Here is a 19,305-nt window from a genome sequence, read left to right as displayed (position 1 = left end):
ATCCGTCATCCTTTGCCGTGGGTCGCGGCGATTTCCTGCAGATCCAGATCGTGTTCGAGCACGGTCAGGAGTTCGTCGTGAATCAAACCTGTTCGGTGCAGACGTAGCAATTCGACGCGCGCTGCGGCGACCGCGGCCAATACCACGTCGTAGTGCGAGGCGCGAACGTCCGATGGATAGGCAGCTTCGCTTTGATATGCCTCGGTCATGCTCGCGCGATAGGTGTACTGCTCCAGCAGCCGTGGATGAATCACGCTGCCATCCGGCCCATGCGCGAGCGGTACGACTGCGGCGAGTTGTGCGGCTTCGAGCCTGGCCCACGCTTGCGGTTCGGTGAGATGCCGGGCGTTTTGCTCGTCCGCGTGATCCGGATTGATCCAGTGGATTAGTGGACCGATCGTCGTGCCTTGACCTAGCACGGTCACGAGTATGACCGCGAACGACGCGACCAGAATCAGATCGCGGCCGGGCATGGCCTCAGGCAACGACAGCGCGATAGCCAGCGTGACCACGCCACGCATGCCCGCCCAACTGGTGACGGTGGCCGAGCGCCAATCGGGTGTGCCGCCTTCGCGCCTTACCAGCTTGCAGATCAGCACTTTCAACCATTCCGTCGCGAAGACCCACGCGAAACGCGACAGCACGACCGCCGCCAGCACCGCGCCGACCGCCGGCGCCAGCGCGGCGAGCGTGTCGCCGACGCCGCCCAGCCGCGCGATCACGCCGCGCAGCGACAGGCCGATCAGAATGAACACCAGCGCTTCCATCAGAAAGATCACGACCTGCCAGAAGGCGGTGCCGCGCATCCGGACGGCGGCCGAAAAGACCTCGTGCTGATACCAGCCGAGCATCATGCCGCAGCTCACGGTTGCGATGACACCGGACACGCCCAGCATGTCGCCGGCGATGTAGCTGATCCACGGAGAGAGTATCGACGCGGTGATGATGAGGTAGCTGTCGTCGAGAAAGCGCAGCAGTCTGACGACGACAAAGCCGATCGCCACACCGACGGCTACGCCGCCAAGCGCCAGCACAACGAAGCGTCCCGCCGCGTGTTGCGCGCTGAACGCGCCGGTCAATGCGGCGGTCACGGCGAAGCGGAATAGCACGATGCCGGCGGCGTCGTTGAGGAGGCTTTCGCCTTCGAGCAGCACCATCAGGCGGCGCGGCAGCGCGACGCGTTCGAGCACGGCTTTCGCGGCGACGGCGTCGGGTGGTGAGACGACCGCGCCCAACGCGAAGCAGGCACCCCAGGGCAACGCGGGCACGACCCAGTGCACCACCAACCCAACCACGAGCGTAGTGAAGGCGACCGCGCCGATCGCAAGCAGCAGGATGCCGCCGAGATTACGTTTGAATTCGTCCCATACCGAGAAGTACGCGCCATCCATAAGAAGCGGTGGCAGGAACACGATCAGGATCAGCTCGGGATCGAGATTGAAGGTCGGCAGCCCGGGCACGAAGGCCATCGCGGCGCCGCCGACCAGCAGCGCGGCGGCGGGCGGCAGACGCAGTCGTTTGGCGAGCAGTTCGAGTCCGATGATCGCGACGAGCGACAGCAGGACGAGTTTGAAGCCCATGACGGAGGACATGCGCGGCCTCGGTGGATGGCGGGGGGAGTTACTTTTTATCACAGGGGCGACGTGTGCTTGTGCCGGTGCCTGTGGGTGAACCGGAGGGCGATTGGTTTGCCGCTTCAATGACTTGGGTGGGATGTGCTCAGGTTGTCCACAGGCTTATGGACAAAATGTGGGGATAAGGTTGGGGGTAGAAGCTGTCGACAAGATGTGTCTGTACGACGAAACGGATGAGCATCTCGTCAGGGGATGACACGCCGATGAGTGATTTCCTAAGTCCGATCTAGGCGTCGTGGGAAGTGCACTGTCGTCGATGAAATAACGGCAGAAGTTTAAGATTTTTCGCCGCCTCGCGCCTCACCGCTCCTTTTAGCGTGCTTGTTCTTCGAACAGGTATGACTGATAGGAGCGACGGTGAAAAACTACGGCATTACTGAGTGGCCGGTCGGCATAGTAGTGCGCCTGCTTGCCGCATTCCTGTTGCTAACGGTGACCTTCGGCGCGAATGCCGTCGACTGTCTCACGCTGTACGCTCAGTCCGGTGCAACGCCGGGATCGAAGACGTGCCGTCTCGATGTGGTGGGCAATACGCCAGGCGGGATGGGCAACTATGCGTGTATCAACGACCTTGCCCTGATCGATCAGTGGTGTGCCGCGCCGGCCGAGCCGGATGAGTCATGCCCGGTCGCCGATCCAGTCTATCCAGCTAATGGCAAGGTGAGTCTGGTAGAAAACGACTTTCGCAGTGGCGATGCGGTACCCCTGACGTTTACGCGCAGCTACCTGTCGTCCCCGTTTTTAAAATCGGCGACTGCCATGGGGCCGGTATGGCTGAACAACTGGCAACGGCAGTTGAACGTCGCTGGCGCGACCGGAAGCGCATCGAAGATCGTCGCCTACCGGGCAAATGGTCAACCCCTTACGTTTCAGTTAATCGGCGGTCAGTGGAGCACCGGGGCATTCAGCGGGCTGGCGCTAGCTCAGGCCGGAGCGGGATGGGCACTGAAGGATCTGACCACTGACACCACGGAGTTTTATTCGGCTCAAGGCGTCCTGCTGTCCGAGACGACGCATACCGGCTTCACACGGACGCTCACTTATGACGGAGCGGGGCGGCTCACCGCGATTGAGCAACGAGCCGCGGGCGCTGCAACCCGGTATGCATTGCTGGCGATCCGGCTCGAGTACGATACGCAGGGTCGTCTCTATCGCATGACCGATCCATCCGGTGGCCTCACGCAGTACGGGTACGACGCGAATGGCAACCTGGTCACCGCTACGTGGCCTGATGGCTACATACGTCGCTACGTGTACGACGATCCGCGATTCAGGAATGCGCTGACAGGCGTCATTGACGAAACCGGCGTGCGCATCGCGACATGGGTGTATGACGCGATGGGGCGTGCTGTTTCGGTGACGCATCCCGATGTCACGCGGAACGTCCAGTTTGGGTATGGAAATGGTTCAACGACGATCACCGGGGCAGACATGTCCGGCACGATCAGGTTTGCGTCGATCGCTGGCATGTTGCGGCTCACCGGTGGTAGCACTGCCGAGGGCAGCGAAAACCGCACGCTGGATGCGCATGGCAACCTCCTGCAAAAGGCGGCGCCGGACGGAACCGCCGCCTACACTTATGACACGACCGGTCGACCCGTGCGAGCAGCGGTTAGCAGCGCAAGTGGCGCGGTGGTTACGTCGGTGCGATATGCGGACACCACGACGCTACATCCGTCGCTAGTCGCAACGCCTGGAAAAATGCGCGCATTTGTGTACGACGTGAACGGTAACGTCACGGGATACAGTGAGTACGACACATCCGACTCGACCGGCGCGAACGGTTTTGATGCAACCGCAACGGGGATCAAGCTCACCGTTGGCGCCGTCTATGACGCCGACAATCGCCTGAAGCAGGCGACGGCCTATGTGAACGGAGTCAAAACCGAAGACTGGCTGTACAGGACCGATGAAACCGGCAACCTGCAGATCGCTCAGGAATTGGTTTCACATTGGCTTCTCGGCGGATTCGACCGTGACACTTCGAATCGCGTGACGCGGGTCACCGGCAACAGTCGAGAGGCACGTTTCACTTACGACAAGCGCGGCCGGATAACCCGTTTCACTTACAGCGAAGACGCGACCGTACTGACGGCTGGCTTGAAACGTTTCCTGACGGTGGACTACAGTTACACGCCGGACGGTCGCGTTGCATCGCGTACGGGCAACGTCGCCAGAAATGGCGGTACGGCCGAGCCGATATCAAGCGAGGAAATCGACCAGTGGATCGGCAACTACGAGAACGGTGTCGACCCTGTTGGACCAACCGTGAATCGTCTGGGCTCGCTGAGGTCGGTGAAGGCGAGCGCGACAGCGACGGTCTCGCCGGTATGCGCTGAGTGCTACGTTTTCACGAAAGCGAAACTGGCGTGGAAGCTCTTCTATCGCGGGCTTACATTGACGCAGACAGGGCAGCCGATGCAAGGCGACGTGCCCGAGTTACAGATCGCGGCGCAGGAGCAGGTGCCGTTTCCTGTGCTGATGCCGGAACAGAGCGGGCAATCAAAACGTGCGGTGTTGTATGCTCAGGTGTTTCAGAGCAATGGAGATTCAGATCCGGGATTTGTGAAGTGCACCTTGTCAAAAAGGTGTGCGCGTGTATATCAGAAGTGCATCGACTACTGTACGGAAACAAAGCTTCCGACCCCCGGCGGAACCGGAATTCCCTTCTTCCGTTGCAAGAACAAGTGCATTGAAGACAACGGATGCTAGGGAGGCGCCATGATTAATAATCGTGAAGTAGCGGCGGAACTGAGCGACAGAATTCTCAAAGTCAGCGGTGCGATCAATGATGCGATTATCCTGGTGCAGGATCGCTGTTCAGTCGGTGAATTCAATGAATTTCGTAGGGCAATGGGGCGACTGCTAGACCAGGTTTACGTGCTGGGTCTCGAACCGCTCTATGAAGCGCATCCAGATATCGCACCGCCTGAATTGGAGTTTGTACCTCGAAAAAAAGATCGCTAGCCGACGACGAGGGGCAATGGCGCTGTCCAAGAAAAAATCAAGCGGAAAGGTACAAAGGAAGGGCGCTAAACCGCTTCAGAAGACAAACGTGCGCATCGAGCGGATGCGCCAAGTGGTCATCGGGGTGGATTCAGCCAAGGCATCGAGACGAACCTGGGGAGGCCCAAGCAGATCACCAAGGGCTGACCGACGCATCGATTTGCACAAGCGTATTTGCGTCAATGGCTTGGCGCTGTTTCAAGGGTGTTGTCCACAGCCTTGCCAACAAATTCTGTGGACAACTAGAAGATGATGTTCGGAGTCTTGTACAAGGTACCCGACGGGTGCCTATTTGAGCATCGTCGAGCCTGTAATCGCGCGTGATGCTTATGCATGAGCCGTCGGGCGATATCTCTGCAGAGTCAAGCACTTGGCTTTGATGTCCGAACGTTGTCCACAGGCTTGCGAACAATTTACGTGGACAAGTTTTCCATGGCAACGCCGGCGCACGCACACCGACGCCGGCCCCAACACCGCTTCACCGCCCTAAGCCTTAAACGTTGAAGCCGACACGTCTTCCCGCGACTGCACTTGCAACACCGCATCGCGCTTATCCAGCAAGTGCTGCCGAAGAATCGCGCTGAGCTTCTTGCCGTCGCGCGCCTCAAGCGCCTTCAGCATTTCGTCATGGTCATGAATCGCGCTATCCCACTTCGGGATCTGAAAATTCGACCGGAACCGGAGCGCCTGCAACCGACGATTCACCGCGACATAAGTCTGTCGCAGCGCTGAATTTCTGGCCGCCTCATTGATCTTGTCGTGAATCGCCTGATTGCGGCTGTAATAGCCGGCCAGATCGTTCTGCGTGCGGCACGCGAGCATCGCGTAATGCAGCGCCTTGATCTCGGCCAACTCCGCCGCCGTCATGCGCTCCGCCGCCAGCTCGCCAGAAAACGCTTCGAGACCGCTCATCAGTTCGAAGGTCTCGCGCAACTCCGCCTCGGACATCTTCGATACCGACGCACCCCGATTCGGCTCGATCTCGATCAGGCCTTCCGCCGCCAGTACCTTCAACGCCTCACGCAACGGCGTGCGCGAAATTCCGAGCGTCTCGCACAACTCGCGCTCATTCAGTTTCTTGCCCGGCTCCAGCACCCCTTCGACGATAAACCGGCGAATGTGCTCCACCACCGTGTCGTGCAAACGCTGCCGCTCGACCTTCGGCATCAGCGGGGAAGCGCCCACACCCGCATCGAAATCCGAATTTTGCATACAAAAGCCCTCACATCGTGTTACGTCGGATTTTATCGGAAGCGCACCGATTAGTTAAGAGCGGGGGTAAACACCGGTGCCGACAGGCGATTTTCATCTTGGGAGCATCGTACTTCGTCTGATATAGTTTTTTGCATGCAAAATTCAATCGGAGGAGCCCAATGCTCAAATTAGACTTTCACCCCGCTGGCCGTCACTTTCTGCAGATTCCGGGTCCGAGCCCGGTGCCCGATCGCATCCTCCGGGCGATGAGCTACCCGACCATCGATCACCGCGGCCCCGAATTCGGCGAACTGGGTCTGCAGGTGCTCGACGGCATCAAGAAGATCTTCAAGACGCAGCAGCCCGTGGTGATTTACCCGGCTTCGGGCACGGGCGCCTGGGAAGCGGCGCTGTCCAACACGTTGAGCCCCGGCGACCACGTGCTGATGTTCGAAACCGGCCACTTCGCAACCTTGTGGAAAAAGATGGCTGAAAGCCTCGGCCTGAAGCCGGAGTTTCTCGGGTTGCCGGGCATCGAAGGCTGGCGGCGCGGGGTTCAGCCGCAGATGATCGAAGAGCGTCTGCGCGCAGACACCCATCACACGATCAAGGCGGTGTGCGTGGTGCACAACGAAACGTCGACGGGCGTCACGTCGGATATCGCCGCGGTACGCCGCGCGATCGATGCCGCGGGCCACCCGGCGCTGCTGCTGGTCGACACGATCTCGGGCCTCGCGTGCGCCGATTACCGTCACGATGAATGGGGCGTCGACGTCACCGTATCCGGTTCGCAAAAGGGTTTGATGCTGCCGCCGGGTATCAGCTTCAACGCGATCTCGCCGAAAGCGATCGCCGCCAGCAAAGAGGCGAAGCTGCCGCGCAGCTTCTGGGATTGGGCCGACATCGTCGAGATGAACAAGACGGGCTACTGGCCGTACACGCCGAATACGAACCTGCTTTACGGGCTTTCCGAAGCGCTCGACATGATTCTCGGCGAAGGGCTCGACAACGTGTTCGCGCGCCACGAGCGTCTCGCCGAAGCGACCCGTCGCGCGGTGCGTGCGTGGGGTCTGGAAATTCAGTGCGCCGATCCGTCGGTGTATAGCCCGGTGCTGACCGGCGTAATGATGCCCGACGGTATCGACGCCGACGCGGTGCGCAAAGTCATCTACGAACGTTTCGACATGTCGCTCGGCACGGGTCTCGGCAAGATGAAAGGCCGCATGTTCCGCATCGGACATCTGGGCGACTGCAACGACCTGATGTTGCTGGCCACGTTGGCCGGCTGCGAGATGGGTCTGCGGATCGCGGGTGTGCCGCTCAAGGAAAGCGGCCTGCCTGCCGCCATGGAGTGGTTGAGCCAGCCGACGAAGGCGTCGGGTTTGAAGGCGGCAGCCTAAGCCAGCATGGCGCGGCTGCCCGGCACCCACGTCGACAGTCGCGCCACGAACGGCAAGCAACCTGCAGCGTGTAACAAACAGTCGATAAAAAGCAGCAGGTAAAGCAGCCGCAAGCAACAGGCAACCGATCACCAGCAGCAGGCAGCCGTTCGCTGCCAGGGAAGGCGGGGAGCACTTCCCTCAATGAGCCGTGCTCAGACGCGGCCCGAACAACATGCAATGACCCCGCCTCAGCCGCTACCGCTGACGGGCAACGACGCAGCGCGCCATTTCAGGCGTGCCGTCGACACATGCAATGGAGAGAGACGATGAAGCGGTTTCGTGTGACCAGTGCGACCAGTATCGTTCTAGTGATGCTATGCATCATGTACTTCATCACCTACCTCGACCGCGTCAACGTCAGCACGGCGGCTGCGGGTTTCGGCAAGGAATTCAACCTGTCGCATACGGAAGTCGGCCTCGTGTTCTCGGCCTTCGCGTATCCGTATCTGATCTTTCAAATCATCGGCGGCTGGGTCAGCGATCGTTTCGGTGCGAAACGCACGCTGCTGTTTTGCGGCGCTGTGTGGGGCGTGGCGACCTTGCTGACCGGTTTCGCAGGTGGTCTGGTCTCGCTGCTGGCCGCGCGCGTGCTGCTCGGTTTCGGTGAGGGCGCAACCTTTCCCGCCGCGACGTCCGCCATGGCGCGTTGGGTCGCGAAAGAGAAACGCGGCTTCGCGCAGGGCATCACGCATGCGGCGTCGCGGATCGGCAATGCGGTGGCGCCGGGCCTGATCGTGCTCGTCATGGCGACATGGGGCTGGCGCGAATCGTTCTATATCTGCGGTGTATTCAGCCTGTTGTGGGTCGCGGTGTGGGCCTTCACGTTCACCGAGCATCCGAAAGATCATCCGCGTATCACGACCGAAGAGCTCGAGATTCTGCCCGCGCCGAAGCCGAAAGCCGCCAGCGTGCCATGGGGCAAACTGTTCCGCCGCATGTGGCCAGTCACGATCGTGTACTTCTGCTACGGCTGGACGTTGTGGCTGTTCCTGAGCTGGATCCCGCAGTACTTCCTGCATAGCTATCACCTGCAACTGTCGAAGTCGGCGATCTTCGCTTCGGTGGTGTTTTTCGCCGGTGTGCTCGGCGACACGCTCGGCGGCATCGTGACCGACTGGATTTTCAAGCGCACCGGCAGTCTGAAGCGCGCCCGTAGCTGGATGGTGTCGGTCTGCATGTTCTTCTGCCTGCTCTCGCTGATCCCGCTGATGTTCACGCACGACCTGTATCTGTCGATGGCCTGTCTCGCGTCCGGCTTCTTCTTCGCCGAAATGACGATCGGTCCGATGTGGGCGATCCCGATGGACATCGCGCCGGAATTTTCCGGCACTGCGAGCGGCATGATGAATACCGGCTCGGCACTGGCCGCGATTATTTCGCCGGTGGCGGGCGGTTTCCTGATCGACTACTTCGGCAGCTGGGAGTTGCCGTTCGTCGGCAGCATGCTGTTGATGGCGATCGGCGTGGTGCTCGCGTTCCGCATGCAGCCCGAGAGCAAATTCGCCGTCAATCCGGCGGACAAGGGGCAGGTGCCCACTCGCCTCGGCGTGTAATTACGCGACTCGCGACGCCGTTTTCTCTCCTCGCTTTCAGCACGATATGACGACATCACTCAGCCAGCGTCTCGCCGACGCACGCCGGAATCACACCACGCTCGACACGCTGTCGCCCGAGCACCTCCCCGCCGACGCCGACGCCGACGCGGCCTACGCGATCCAGCACGCGATGCTGGACGCAAGCGGCGCGCGGCTCGGCGGCTGGAAGATCGGCGCGAAGTCGGATAGCGGTCCGATCCAGGGCGCGCCGCTGCCCGCCGTCGATATGTACTCCGACGGCGCGCGGTTGGCGCGTGCCGATTTCACGCCGTTGGGACTCGAACTGGAAGTGGCGTTTCGCTTCGGTCGTCGCTTCGACGCTTCGACCACGCCGTATAGCGAAGCGGAAGTGCGCGCGGGCATCGGCTCGATCGGTGCGACCATCGAAATCGTGTCGAGCCGCCACGCGGCATGGCCCGACGTCGACAAGTTCGCGCAACTCGCGGACTTGCAGAACCACGGCGCGTTGATCGTCGGCGAGTTCACGCCGTATCGCGAGGACTTTCCGTTCGTGGCGCCGTCACTGCGGTTTAGTTTCGACGGTCACGACGTGGTTCGGACGACGCCCGCCAACCCTGCCGGCGATCCGCGGCGTCTGCTGACGTGGCTCGTCAATCACGCGACGTCGCGTGGCATTGCCGTGACGCCGGATATGGTCGTGACCGCCGGCTCCTACACCGGCCTGTTTTTTCCGCAGAGCGCGGGCACCGCGAGCGGACGCATTGAAGGCCTCGCGCCGGTCAGCCTGACACTGTACTAGCTAGCCCGTTTTCCAAAGGCAGACGATATGACGAACCCCACCTCCGCTTTGCTCGTCAAGCCGATTCATCTGGTGCCCTCCGCCGCACGCCTGACGACACCGCTCGCGCAGCACCTGCGCAAGTCGTTGCGCGGCGACGTGCTGTTCGATCCGGCGAGCCGCGGCCGTTACGCAACCGATGCGTCGATCTATCAGATCACGCCGATCGGCGTGGTCGTGCCGCGCGATCAGGACGATCTGCGCATCGCGCTGGAAATTGCCCGCAGCGAGAAAGTGCCGCTGCTCGCGCGCGGCGCGGGGACGAGCCAATGCGGCCAGACCGTCGGCGAAGCGCTCGTGATCGACACGACCAAATGGCTCAACAACATTGTCGATTTCGATGCCGACGCGCGCACGGTCACCGTCGAACCGGGCGTCGTGCTGGACCATCTGAACGCGTGGCTCAAGCCGCACGGTCTGTGGTTTCCCGTCGATGTCTCGACGGCGGCGCAATGCACGATCGGCGGCATGGCCGGCAATAACTCGTGCGGCTCGCGTTCGATCGAATACGGCAACATGGTGCACAACGTCGAGTCGATCGACGCGATTCTCGCCGACGGCAGCGAAGCGCATTTCGCGTCATTGCGCGACGCACCGCAAGGCGCGCGCTTGCAACAGATTCTTGAAGGCGTCATGCGGATCGCCCAGCGCGAGCGCGACGAAATCGTCGCACAGGTGCCGAAGGTATTGCGCCGCGTGGCGGGCTACAACATCGATCTGTTCGATTGCCAGAATCCGCGTGCCTATACCGACGACGGTTTCGCGAACCTCGCGCATCTGCTGGTCGGCTCGGAGGGCACGCTCGCGTTCAGCCGGCAATTGACGCTCAAGCTCGTGCCGCTGCCCGCGCACAAGATGCTCGGCGTGGTGAATTTCCCGACGTTCTGGCAGGCCATGGACCTGACCCAGCACATCGTCAAGCTGAAGCCGGTGGCGGTGGAACTGGTGGATCGCACCATGATCGATCTGGCGATGAGCAACCCCGCGTTCCGGCCGGTGATCGGCAAGGCGCTGGTCGGCGAGCCGCAGGCGATTCTGCTGGTGGAGTTCGCGGGCGAGGACCGCGACGCGCAACGTGCGTCGCTCAAGCAGCTCACGGAACTGATGGCCGATCTGGGCTTGCCCGATTCGGTCGTGGAGATGCCGGACGCGAACGAGCAGAAAGCACTGTGGGAGGTCCGCAAAGCCGGGCTGAACATCATGATGAGCATGAAGGGCGACGGCAAGCCGGTGTCGTTCATCGAAGATTGCGCGGTGCCGCTCGAGCATCTGGCCGAGTACACGAGCCGGCTGACGGAAGTGTTTCATCGTTACGGCACGGAAGGCACCTGGTACGCGCATGCGAGCGTCGGCACGCTGCACGTGAGGCCGATTCTCGATATGCGGCGCGACGGTGCGGCGAAAATGCGCGCAATCGCCGAAGAGGCCGCCGCACTGGTGCGCGAATACAAGGGCGCCTATTCGGGCGAACACGGCGACGGTCTGTGCCGCGGCGAATGGGTGGCGTGGCAATACGGACCGCGTCTGAACGAGGCGTTCAGCGAGATCAAGACGCTGTTCGATCCGGATAACCGTTTCAATCCCGACAAGATCGTGCGTCCGCCGAAGATGGACGACACGAGCAATTTTCGCTTTGCGCCCGGCTACCAGGAACAGCGGATCGACACCGCGCTCGACTGGTCGGCGTGGAATGTCGAACGCGATCCGCTCACGGGACAGGAGACCTCGCCGGGAACCGGCAACGATCTGTCCGGCGGTCTCGCGAAAGCCGTGGAGATGTGCAACAACAACGGTCATTGCCGCAAGTTCGACGCGGGCACCATGTGCCCGAGTTATCGCGTGACGAAAGACGAACAGCATGTGACCCGCGGACGCGCGAACACCTTGCGTCTCGCGATTTCGGGCCAGCTCGGCGAAGCGGGTCTGGCCAGCGACGACGTCAAGGACACGCTCGATCTCTGCGTGTCGTGCAAGGGCTGCAAGCGCGATTGCCCGACGGGCGTCGATATGGCGAAGTTCAAGATCGAAGCGCGGGCGGCGCGTGTCAAACGGCACGGACTCAGACTGCGCGACAAGCTGGTCGCCTTCATGCCGCACTATGCCGGCGCGGCGAGCCGCATGCCGGGGTTGATGGCCTTGGCCGTCAACGTGCCGGTGCTGTCGGCGTGGTTCAAGCGTGCGGTCGGGTTTGCGCCTGAGCGGAGTTTGCCGCGCTTCAGGAAGTCGTTTTTGTCGCACGCGGTGGCGGCCAAACCGCCCGCAGGCGGCGCGCTGAAAGAAGTGTTGTTGTTCGTCGATACGTTCAACAACAACATGGAGCCGGACAACGCGCGCGCCGCGCAGCAAGTGCTGGAAGCGGCCGGTTACACGGTGCATTTCAATCTGCGTCAGGGCGAACGGCCGGTGTGCTGCGGCCGGACCTTCCTCGCGGCGGGTCTGGTCGATCTGGCGAAGCAGGAAGCTCGGCGCATGCTCGATCTGTTCAAGCCGTTCGTGGAGCGGGGCGTGCCGATTGTCGGTCTGGAGCCGTCGTGTTTGCTGTCGTTGCGCGACGAGTTTCTGCAGTATGGCTTTGGCGAAGAGGCGCAGCGGTTGTCGAAGCAGGCGTTTCTATTCGAGGAGTTTCTGGTGCGCGAGGAAAAGGCCGGACGTTTGCAACTCGCGTTGAAGCCGTTGACCACGTCGCAGGCGCTGGTGCATGGCCACTGCCATCAGAAGGCCTTCGACGCGTTCACGCCGGTGCAAACCGTGCTGAAGTGGATTCCCGAGCTGAAGGTGTCGACGGTGGAATCGTCGTGCTGCGGAATGGCGGGCAGCTTCGGCTATGAAGTCGAGCACTACGCGACTTCTCAGGCCATGGCGGAATTGTCGTTGCTGCCGGCGGTGCGCAAGATCGACGCCAATACGGTGATGGTGGCGGACGGCACGAGTTGCCGCCATCAGATCCACGACGGCGCCGGCGTCGACGCGATCCACGTGGCGCGTGTGCTGGCGATGGCGTTGAAATAACGCAGAAGCTAACGCTAGATCGAGCAGGTAAGCCGCTTCGCGTTTCAGGCGACCACAGCGTGCCGATACGCGGACGGCGCCACGCCGACGCTCTCGCGAAAGCGATGGCTGAAATGGCTGGCGTTCGCGTAGCCGCATTCTTTGGCGACTTGCGCGAGCGGCAGCGCGGTGGTGCGCAACAACGTGCGTGCGCGTTCGAGCCGCTGTTGCGCGATCCACGCGGCGGGCGGCAAACCGAACGACGTCCGGAACATTCGCGCGAGATGGAATTCGGAAAGCGCCGCGACGCCGGCGAGTTCGCCGAGTGTGAGCGTCTGCGCAAGATGACTTTCGATGTAATCGCGCAAACGCCGGCGAGTCGCCACCGACAAGCCGCCTTTAAGGGCGGTGTCGGTGCGACGCACGCCTTGCGCACGCAGCAGCAGACTCAGCACCTGATGCGCGGTTTCGTTGGTGCGCAGCAGGCCGTCGGGGTCTTGCCAGTCTTCATTGGCGAGTGACTGACACAGGCTGGCGATACGCGCGTCTTCGAAATAGGTGCGATCGGCGAGCGTCAGTTCGCGCGGCTCGCGATCGAGCTCCTGCACGGCGCGCTGCGTGAAGTGTTCCGGCAGGAAATACAAATGCATGAAATGCATGTGGCCACGCACCCACCAACGCGATTCGTGATCGCCGGGCAGGGTGCAGAGCCGCGACGGCGCGCCGTAATGGCCCGGCATTTTCTGACGTTCGGTGCGGTAGCCGCCGTCCAGATAGCAGGACAACGTGTGATGGCCGGGCCGGTCGTAGACGGTCTCGGCCTCTTTCGTTTCGCGCGTCCAGATGGCGACGGCGAGCCGGTCGCCGAGCCATGCGAACCGATCCAGATTGGCGTTGGAGCTGCCCAGCGTGTGACACACCGATTGGAGGCCAAACGGTGTTTCGATGGGATTCAACTCGGCGGCGGGCGGTCTGGCGATCACGGAACAGGCGGAATACTTTTAAAAGCGGGCTAGGCGCCAGTATACGGGGATGCTTGCACCGCTGCCGGCCTCCACTAAAAAGTGCGCAATCCTGGACAAGTGCGGCGCGCCGCGCGGGAGCATAGTCGGGCTTCCGAAATCGCTGCTGCAGGCCTGACCATGAATCTGGCGCTTTATGCCGTTACCGTTTTGATCTGGGGCACCACTTGGATCGCCATCAAATGGCAACTGGGGTCGGTGCCGCCGCCGGTTTCCATCGCGTGGCGGTTCTGGATCGCCGCGCTGGTGCTGTTCGCGCTGCTGCGCATCATGCGCCGGCCGATCTGGCCGCCGCGCGCCGCGTGGCGGTTCCTCGTCGCGCAAGGACTGGCGCTGTTCTGCGTCAACTTCCTGTGCTTCTACTACGCCGAACAGGTCGTGCCGAGCGGGCTCGTGGCCGTGGTGTTTTCCACCGCGCCGCTGTTGAACTCGATCAATGGCCGTCTGTTCATGGGCCGGCCGCTGCAACCCACGGCGATCGCGGGGGCGATGCTGGGGCTCGTGGGTATTGTGTGTCTGTTCGTTCAGCAGATGGCGGGGCACCTCGGCGATCACACCGCATGGCTGGGACTCGGCATCGCGTTTCTCGGCACGCTGTGTTTTTCGGCCGGCAATCTGTTGTCGAGCCGTATGCAATCGATGGGTCTGCATCCGTTCGCCACCAATAGCTGGGCGATGATGATCGGCGCCGGTGTGTTGACCGTGGGCAGCGCGCTGGGCGGCTTGTCGTTCGCTGTCGACCCGTCCGTGCGCTATCTCGGCGCGCTCGCGTATCTGGCGATCTTCGGCTCCGTGATCGGCTTTACGGCGTATCTGATGCTGGTCGGTCGCATGGGCCCCGAACGCGCGGCCTACTGTACGGTGTTGTTTCCGATCGTGGCGCTGGCGGTGTCGACGGTATTCGAGGGCTACCAATGGTCAGTGCTTGCCGTGGTCGGACTGCTGCTGGTGGTGGCCGGCAACCTGGTGGCGTTCGATCTGACGCGGCGCGTCTTCATGCGACGGACGCGCCCTTCCTGAACGACCTGCGCTAGCTGGCGTAGTGTTTCCCGGGAGGCGGCGCGTTACGCCGCCGCCGCCCACTCCGGCCGTTTTCCCAGCATGTCGAACAGTTCGAGGATCGTCGCCTTGACCTTCTGCACGGCGTTGCTCAATAACGCCGTGTCGTGCCAGCACAGCGACAGATCGCGCGAAAACAGCCGGTGATCGACCTTGGCGAGCTTCAGCTTGTGTTCGTCGAGTTCGACGTGCGCCGCGGTCCACGGCAGGATCGTGACGCCGAGCCTGGCCATCACCGCCGCGAACAGCAGCGCGGTCGAGCTGGCCTCGAACAGAATCTCGCACGGCTGGCCGGCCTCGCGCAACGCCCACTCCACGCGGCTGCGTATCGTATTCGGCGCGCTCGGCAGGATCAGCGGCATGCGCGCCAGTTCGGCGATCGGTACCGGTTCGTCCGGCATCCGAAATTCCGGCCACGCGATCAGATACAGCGCTTCGCTGAGCAGCTTGTGCGACGCGACGCCGCGTGTTTCGACCGCATCGACCACCACCGCCAATTCCACACGCCCGCCGCCGATCAGGTTGGCGAGGTCCGCACTCGGCGCTTCGATCAATTCCAGCGCGATGCCGGGATAGCGGTCGCGGATCGTTCGTGCGAGCGGAATCGCGACCATGCGCGCCGTGCTCGACGGCATCGCCACCGATACCTTGCCCTGCGGTAGCTCGGCGTCCTGACGCAGCAGTTCGCGGGTGCTGTCGGCTTGCCGCAGCAACTCGATCGCGTGGCGATAGAGCGTTTGCCCCGCGGCGGTCGGTGCGACGCCCTGCACGCTGCGTTCGAGCAGTTGCATGCCGAGATCCGCTTCGAGGTTACGCATCTGCTGGCTGATCGCCGGCTGTGCAATATGCAGCGCCTCGCCGGCACGCGTGACGTTGCCGCATTCCACCACCTTGACGAAATACCTCAGCTGTCGCAGATCCATGTGCGTCGCTCGCTCCCTTGTGCCATAAGAAAATCCGATCGAATAAGAGAAATATCATATTTTTCGATTATCGGAGGCATTCTTATACTCGAACCACAAAAAACCGAAGCGTGTCGGTCCACCTGGCGCGATGCCGCTTCAAACGGAGACAAGCATGTCCAAAGCGATCGCTGCATCGACGTCGGCGCTCAAGCCTCGGCGCACGCCCCTAAGCCGCGAGCAGATCGGCGGTTTCTGGGCCGTTTACTCGGGATGGGTGCTGGACGGTGTCGATTCCGTCATCTACGCGCTGGTGCTGATTCCGGCGCTGACCGAATTGCTGCCTGCCTCGGGCATTGCCGCGACGCCGGGCAACCTCGGTATGTACGGCTCGATTCTGTTCGCGTTGTTTCTGATCGGTTGGGGGCTCTCGTTCATCTGGGGGCCACTCGCCGACCGCTTCGGGCGCGTCAAGACACTGGCTGCGAGCATCCTCATTTACTCGGTATTTACCGGCGCCGCGGCGTTCGCGCACAACGTCTGGGAATTGGCCGCGTTCCGGCTGATTGCCGGCATCGGCGTGGGCGGCGAATGGGCGTTGGCCGGCACCTATGTTGCCGAGAGCTGGCCGGAGGACCGCCGCAAGATGGGCGCGGGCTATCTGCAGACCGGTTACTACGTGGGCTTCTTTCTCGCCGCGTTGCTGAACTACACGGTCGGCGCGACATACGGCTGGCGCGCGATGTTTCTATGCGGTCTCGCCCCCGCGTTGCTCGCTATTTTCACGGTGCTCCGGGTCAAGGAGCCGGGGCAGTGGCGCAAGGCCGCGCATGGTGTCGGTCAGACGAGCGCGCCGTCGACGCCGGTTCGCCGTCCGTTGCTGGAGATTTTCGCGCCGGCGTATCTGCGCCGTACGCTGACCAGCGCGAGTCTGGTGGGCGTCGCGATCATCGGGCTCTGGGCGGGGTCGGTCTACGAGGCCAGCGCCGTCGTGACGCTCGCGACGCGTGCCGGCATCGATCGGATCGGCGCGGTGCATCTTGCTTCGATCGGCGCGGCGGTGCTGGCGGTGGGGACGATCCTCGGCTGTCTTGCCGCACCGTGGCTCGCCGAACGGGTCGGACGACGGCTCGCGCTTGGCGCGTATTTCGCCGGCATGGCGGTGTCGATCGTGTTCGCGTTCGGCTGGGTTTTCTACCTGCCGAACGGTCTCAACCTGTTCATGGGCTCGCTGCTGTTCCTCGGGTTTTTCGGCGGCAATTTCGCGATCTTCTCGCTGTGGCTGCCCGAGCAATACCCGACGCGGATTCGTGCGACGGCGTTCGCGTTCAACGCGTCGGCGGGTCGCCTGCTCGGCGCGGGCGTCAACTTTTTGCTGGCCGCCGCGATTCACTGGCAAGGCTCGCTCGGTTTACCGATCGCTTGGACCGCGGCGGCCTTCGTGATCGGCTTGCTGATCCTGCCGTTCGCGGTTGAAACGCGTCATCAGACGCTGCCGGAATAGCGTGCTCGTTTAACTGTCATCGTCGATTAGCGGGAGAACTGGATGCAAGCCTTACAAGGAATCAAGGTCGTCGAATTGAGCCGCGCGTTGTCGGGGCCGTTCTGTTCGATGGTGCTGGCCGATCTCGGCGCGGACGTCATCAAGGTCGAGCCCGGCCCGAGCGGCGACATGAGCCGCACGTGGGGGCCATTCGATCGTGGCGTGAGCACCTACTATCTGTCCTGCAACCGCAACAAGCGCGGCGTGTGCATCGATTTTCGGCAGCCGGAAGGGCTGGCCGCGATTCATCGGTTGATCGACGGCGCCGACGTGGTGATCGAGAACTTCAAGCCTGGCACCATCGACAGCATGGGGCTCGGTTACGACGTGCTGAGCGCGCGCAATCCGCGCCTCGTGATGGGCAGCATCAACGCGTTCGGCGCGGATGGCCCGATGAGCGGCTGGCCCGGTTTCGACCAGATCGCGCAGGGCTATTCCGGCCTGATGAGCCTAACGGGTTTCGCCGATGGCGACCCGACGCGCACCGGCACTGCAATTGGCGATTTGAGCTCCGGCATGTGGCTCGCTATGGCGATTCTGTCCGCGCTACTGGAGCGCGAACGAACCGGGCGTGGGCAACACGTCGGCACGTCGCTGCTGGCGAGTCTGGTGGGACTGCTGAGCGTACATGGCCAGCGTTATCTGAGCCTCGGCGACATTCCGCGCCGCACGGGCAATGCGCATTCGGTGATCGCGCCCTATGGCGTATTCGAAACCGCCGATGGCCCGCTGAACCTTGCGCCGATCACTTCCGACATGTGGTTGCGCCTGTGCCAACTGCTCGACTTGCCTGCGCTGCCGGACGACGTGCGATTCGCAACAAACGAGGCGCGCGTCGCACATCGCGACGAATTGAAGTCGTTGCTGGAAGCGCGCCTGAAAACGCGGGGCAAACGCGAGTGGACGGAGCTATTCATTGCCGCGGGTTTGCCGGCCGGCCCGATCAACACATTGGACGAAGTATTCGCCGACCCGCAGGTCCGGCATTGCGGGCTGGTTGAAACGCTCGAGCATCCGACGCTCGGCGCGTTGCGCCAGGTGGTGACGCCGGTAACGAGTTCCACCGAGGCGGGCGAGATGGCGAAGCACACGAGCCGCCACGCACCACCTGCGCTAGGTGAGCACACCGTCGACGTATTGCGCGAAGCCGGTTTCGACACAGCCGCGATCGACGCACTGTTGGCTGCCAAAACCGTGCATCAAACGGGCGACTATTATTCGCAGCAGAGGGCATTGGAACGTGCTGCGGGGGTGACGCAATGAGCACGACGGAAACGGGAGAATTTTCGGTAACGACGGACAGGGTGGACGAGCGGATCGCCCGCGTGACGTTCAGCAATCCGACACGAAGAAACGCGCTCAGCGCGGGGTTGTTGGAGGAGCTGGACGCACGGCTTGTCGACCTGGTGGAGCAACGAGTGCCGGTGGTGATATTAGGCGCTGACGTTGGCCAGGACGTTTGGAGCGCGGGTCACGACCTGGGCGAATTGGCGCGCGACCGCGATCCGATTGCGTATGGCAAGCCACTGGAGACGGTGTTGCGTCGCGTGCGAGCTTACCCGGGCGTGGTGATCGCGTTGGTATCGGGTTCGGTGTGGGGCGGCGCGGTGGATTTGGCGATGAGTTGCGACATGGTGATTGCGGACGGGAGCGCCCGTTTCGCGATGACGCCGGCGAACATTGGACTGCCGTACACGACGAGCGGCTTGCTGCGTTTTTTCAACAACGTACCGATCCACGTATTGAAGGAAATGTTCTTCACCGCACAGCCGCTTGACGCTTTGCGAGCGGAGCGTTATGGCGTGATCAACCGGTTGGTGGACAGCGAAAAACTGGAGGCGACGGCCCTCGAAATAGCGCGCGGCATAGCGGCCAAAGCGCCGTTAGCGATCCAGGCGGTGAAGGAGCAACTACGAATTCTGGAAGACATGCAGCCGATGCCGGTTCAGGCGATGGAGCAGATAGCGGCGTTGCGTCGACGAGCGTGTGAGAGTGTGGATTTCAGCGAGGGGCTCGTGGCGTTTTCGGAGAGACGCGCACCGCAGTTCGAGGGAAGATGAAAGAGGTAGGTGAGACTTTACGGGAGCGAGCAGAGCGACGGGGTTTCTGACTGGTGAGCTT

General features: G+C 62.3%; 14 protein-coding genes. 10 read left to right on the top strand and 4 right to left on the bottom strand.

All coding sequences use genetic code 11. The features are described 5' to 3' along the window. Window positions 1-5: 5 nt before the first annotated feature. Window positions 6-1,592, bottom strand: a complete 1,587-nt coding sequence (locus B0G83_RS30040) for a Na+/H+ antiporter (RefSeq protein ID WP_105511017.1) — start codon at window positions 1,590-1,592, stop codon at window positions 6-8. 399 nt (window positions 1,593-1,991) lie between these two features. On the opposite strand from B0G83_RS30040, the gene B0G83_RS30035 reads away from it, so the two are divergent. After that, window positions 1,992-4,346, top strand: a complete 2,355-nt coding sequence (locus tag B0G83_RS30035) for a DUF6531 domain-containing protein (RefSeq protein WP_146120317.1) — start codon at window positions 1,992-1,994, stop codon at window positions 4,344-4,346. A gap of 9 nt (window positions 4,347-4,355) precedes the next feature. Beyond that, entirely contained in the window at window positions 4,356-4,601 is a 246-nt protein-coding gene (locus B0G83_RS30030; protein ID WP_105511015.1) for a hypothetical protein, read from the top strand. Between the two features lie 525 nt (window positions 4,602-5,126). Here B0G83_RS30030 and B0G83_RS30025 read toward each other — a convergent pair. Next, window positions 5,127-5,852 carry a GntR family transcriptional regulator gene (locus B0G83_RS30025; protein ID WP_035560730.1) on the bottom strand — a complete coding sequence of 242 codons (726 nt, stop codon included), beginning with the start codon at window positions 5,850-5,852 and terminating at the stop codon, window positions 5,127-5,129. Between the two features lie 161 nt (window positions 5,853-6,013). Here B0G83_RS30025 and B0G83_RS30020 point away from each other — a divergent pair, with 161 nt between their 5' ends. The 4 genes from B0G83_RS30020 (at window position 6,014) to B0G83_RS30005 (ending at window position 12,679) form a co-directional block, all read left to right on the top strand. Continuing rightward, complete coding sequence (locus B0G83_RS30020; protein ID WP_105511014.1) at window positions 6,014-7,234, top strand: alanine--glyoxylate aminotransferase family protein; 1,221 nt, start codon at window positions 6,014-6,016, stop codon at window positions 7,232-7,234. Between the two features lie 308 nt (window positions 7,235-7,542). Then, a complete protein-coding gene (locus B0G83_RS30015) occupies window positions 7,543-8,829 on the top strand; it encodes an MFS transporter (protein WP_105511013.1) in 1,287 nt (428 codons plus the stop codon). Between the two features lie 46 nt (window positions 8,830-8,875). Next, window positions 8,876-9,631 carry a 2-keto-4-pentenoate hydratase gene (locus B0G83_RS30010; protein WP_105511012.1) on the top strand — a complete coding sequence of 252 codons (756 nt, stop codon included), beginning with the start codon at window positions 8,876-8,878 and terminating at the stop codon, window positions 9,629-9,631. A gap of 27 nt (window positions 9,632-9,658) precedes the next feature. Further along, window positions 9,659-12,679: an FAD-binding and (Fe-S)-binding domain-containing protein gene (locus B0G83_RS30005; protein ID WP_105511011.1), complete on the top strand. Its 3,021-nt coding sequence runs from the start codon at window positions 9,659-9,661 to the stop codon at window positions 12,677-12,679. Between the two features lie 44 nt (window positions 12,680-12,723). Here B0G83_RS30005 and B0G83_RS30000 read toward each other — a convergent pair whose 3' ends face one another. Continuing rightward, window positions 12,724-13,641: an AraC family transcriptional regulator gene (locus tag B0G83_RS30000; RefSeq protein WP_105511010.1), complete on the bottom strand. Its 918-nt coding sequence runs from the start codon at window positions 13,639-13,641 to the stop codon at window positions 12,724-12,726. A 159-nt stretch (window positions 13,642-13,800) separates the two neighbouring features. Here B0G83_RS30000 and B0G83_RS29995 point away from each other — a divergent pair, with 159 nt between their 5' ends. Then, window positions 13,801-14,700 (top strand): DMT family transporter, encoded by a 900-nt coding sequence (locus B0G83_RS29995; protein ID WP_105511009.1) that lies wholly within the window; start codon window positions 13,801-13,803, stop codon window positions 14,698-14,700. Between the two features lie 44 nt (window positions 14,701-14,744). On the opposite strand, the gene B0G83_RS29990 is transcribed toward B0G83_RS29995, so the two are convergent. Continuing rightward, entirely contained in the window at window positions 14,745-15,662 is a 918-nt protein-coding gene (locus tag B0G83_RS29990; protein WP_105511008.1) for a LysR substrate-binding domain-containing protein, read from the bottom strand. 154 nt (window positions 15,663-15,816) lie between these two features. On the opposite strand from B0G83_RS29990, the gene B0G83_RS29985 reads away from it, so the two are divergent. Genes B0G83_RS29985 through scpB form a run of 3 tightly spaced genes read left to right on the top strand, consistent with a single transcriptional unit; the run spans window position 15,817 to window position 19,244 of the window. Further along, window positions 15,817-17,145 carry an MFS transporter gene (locus tag B0G83_RS29985; protein WP_105511007.1) on the top strand — a complete coding sequence of 443 codons (1,329 nt, stop codon included), beginning with the start codon at window positions 15,817-15,819 and terminating at the stop codon, window positions 17,143-17,145. 42 nt (window positions 17,146-17,187) lie between these two features. Beyond that, the gene (locus B0G83_RS29980; protein ID WP_105511006.1) at window positions 17,188-18,447 is read left to right on the top strand and encodes a CaiB/BaiF CoA-transferase family protein; all 1,260 of its coding nucleotides are present in this window, start codon (window positions 17,188-17,190) and stop codon (window positions 18,445-18,447) included. After that, the gene (gene scpB / locus B0G83_RS29975; RefSeq protein ID WP_105511005.1) at window positions 18,444-19,244 is read left to right on the top strand and encodes a methylmalonyl-CoA decarboxylase; all 801 of its coding nucleotides are present in this window, start codon (window positions 18,444-18,446) and stop codon (window positions 19,242-19,244) included. Before B0G83_RS29980 ends, scpB begins: the two co-directional genes overlap by 4 nt. The last annotated feature ends 61 nt before the right edge of the window (window positions 19,245-19,305 follow it).

The organism is Paraburkholderia sp. BL21I4N1, from assembly GCF_002973525.1.
Taxonomy (GTDB): Bacteria; Pseudomonadota; Gammaproteobacteria; order Burkholderiales; family Burkholderiaceae; genus Paraburkholderia.
This window is presented reverse-complemented; position numbering and strand designations above follow the sequence as displayed.

Coding starts and splice junctions, on each gene's coding strand:
- B0G83_RS30040 (WP_105511017.1), bottom strand. CDS start 1,592: ATGTCCTCCGTCATGGGCTTCAAACTCGTCCTGCTGTCGCTCGTCGCG.
- B0G83_RS30030 (WP_105511015.1), top strand. CDS start 4,356: ATGATTAATAATCGTGAAGTAGCGGCGGAACTGAGCGACAGAATTCTC.
- B0G83_RS30025 (WP_035560730.1), bottom strand. CDS start 5,852: ATGCAAAATTCGGATTTCGATGCGGGTGTGGGCGCTTCCCCGCTGATG.
- B0G83_RS30020 (WP_105511014.1), top strand. CDS start 6,014: ATGCTCAAATTAGACTTTCACCCCGCTGGCCGTCACTTTCTGCAGATT.
- B0G83_RS30015 (WP_105511013.1), top strand. CDS start 7,543: ATGAAGCGGTTTCGTGTGACCAGTGCGACCAGTATCGTTCTAGTGATG.
- B0G83_RS30010 (WP_105511012.1), top strand. CDS start 8,876: ATGACGACATCACTCAGCCAGCGTCTCGCCGACGCACGCCGGAATCAC.
- B0G83_RS30005 (WP_105511011.1), top strand. CDS start 9,659: ATGACGAACCCCACCTCCGCTTTGCTCGTCAAGCCGATTCATCTGGTG.
- B0G83_RS29995 (WP_105511009.1), top strand. CDS start 13,801: ATGAATCTGGCGCTTTATGCCGTTACCGTTTTGATCTGGGGCACCACT.
- B0G83_RS29990 (WP_105511008.1), bottom strand. CDS start 15,662: ATGGATCTGCGACAGCTGAGGTATTTCGTCAAGGTGGTGGAATGCGGC.
- B0G83_RS29985 (WP_105511007.1), top strand. CDS start 15,817: ATGTCCAAAGCGATCGCTGCATCGACGTCGGCGCTCAAGCCTCGGCGC.
- B0G83_RS29980 (WP_105511006.1), top strand. CDS start 17,188: ATGCAAGCCTTACAAGGAATCAAGGTCGTCGAATTGAGCCGCGCGTTG.
- scpB (WP_105511005.1), top strand. CDS start 18,444: ATGAGCACGACGGAAACGGGAGAATTTTCGGTAACGACGGACAGGGTG.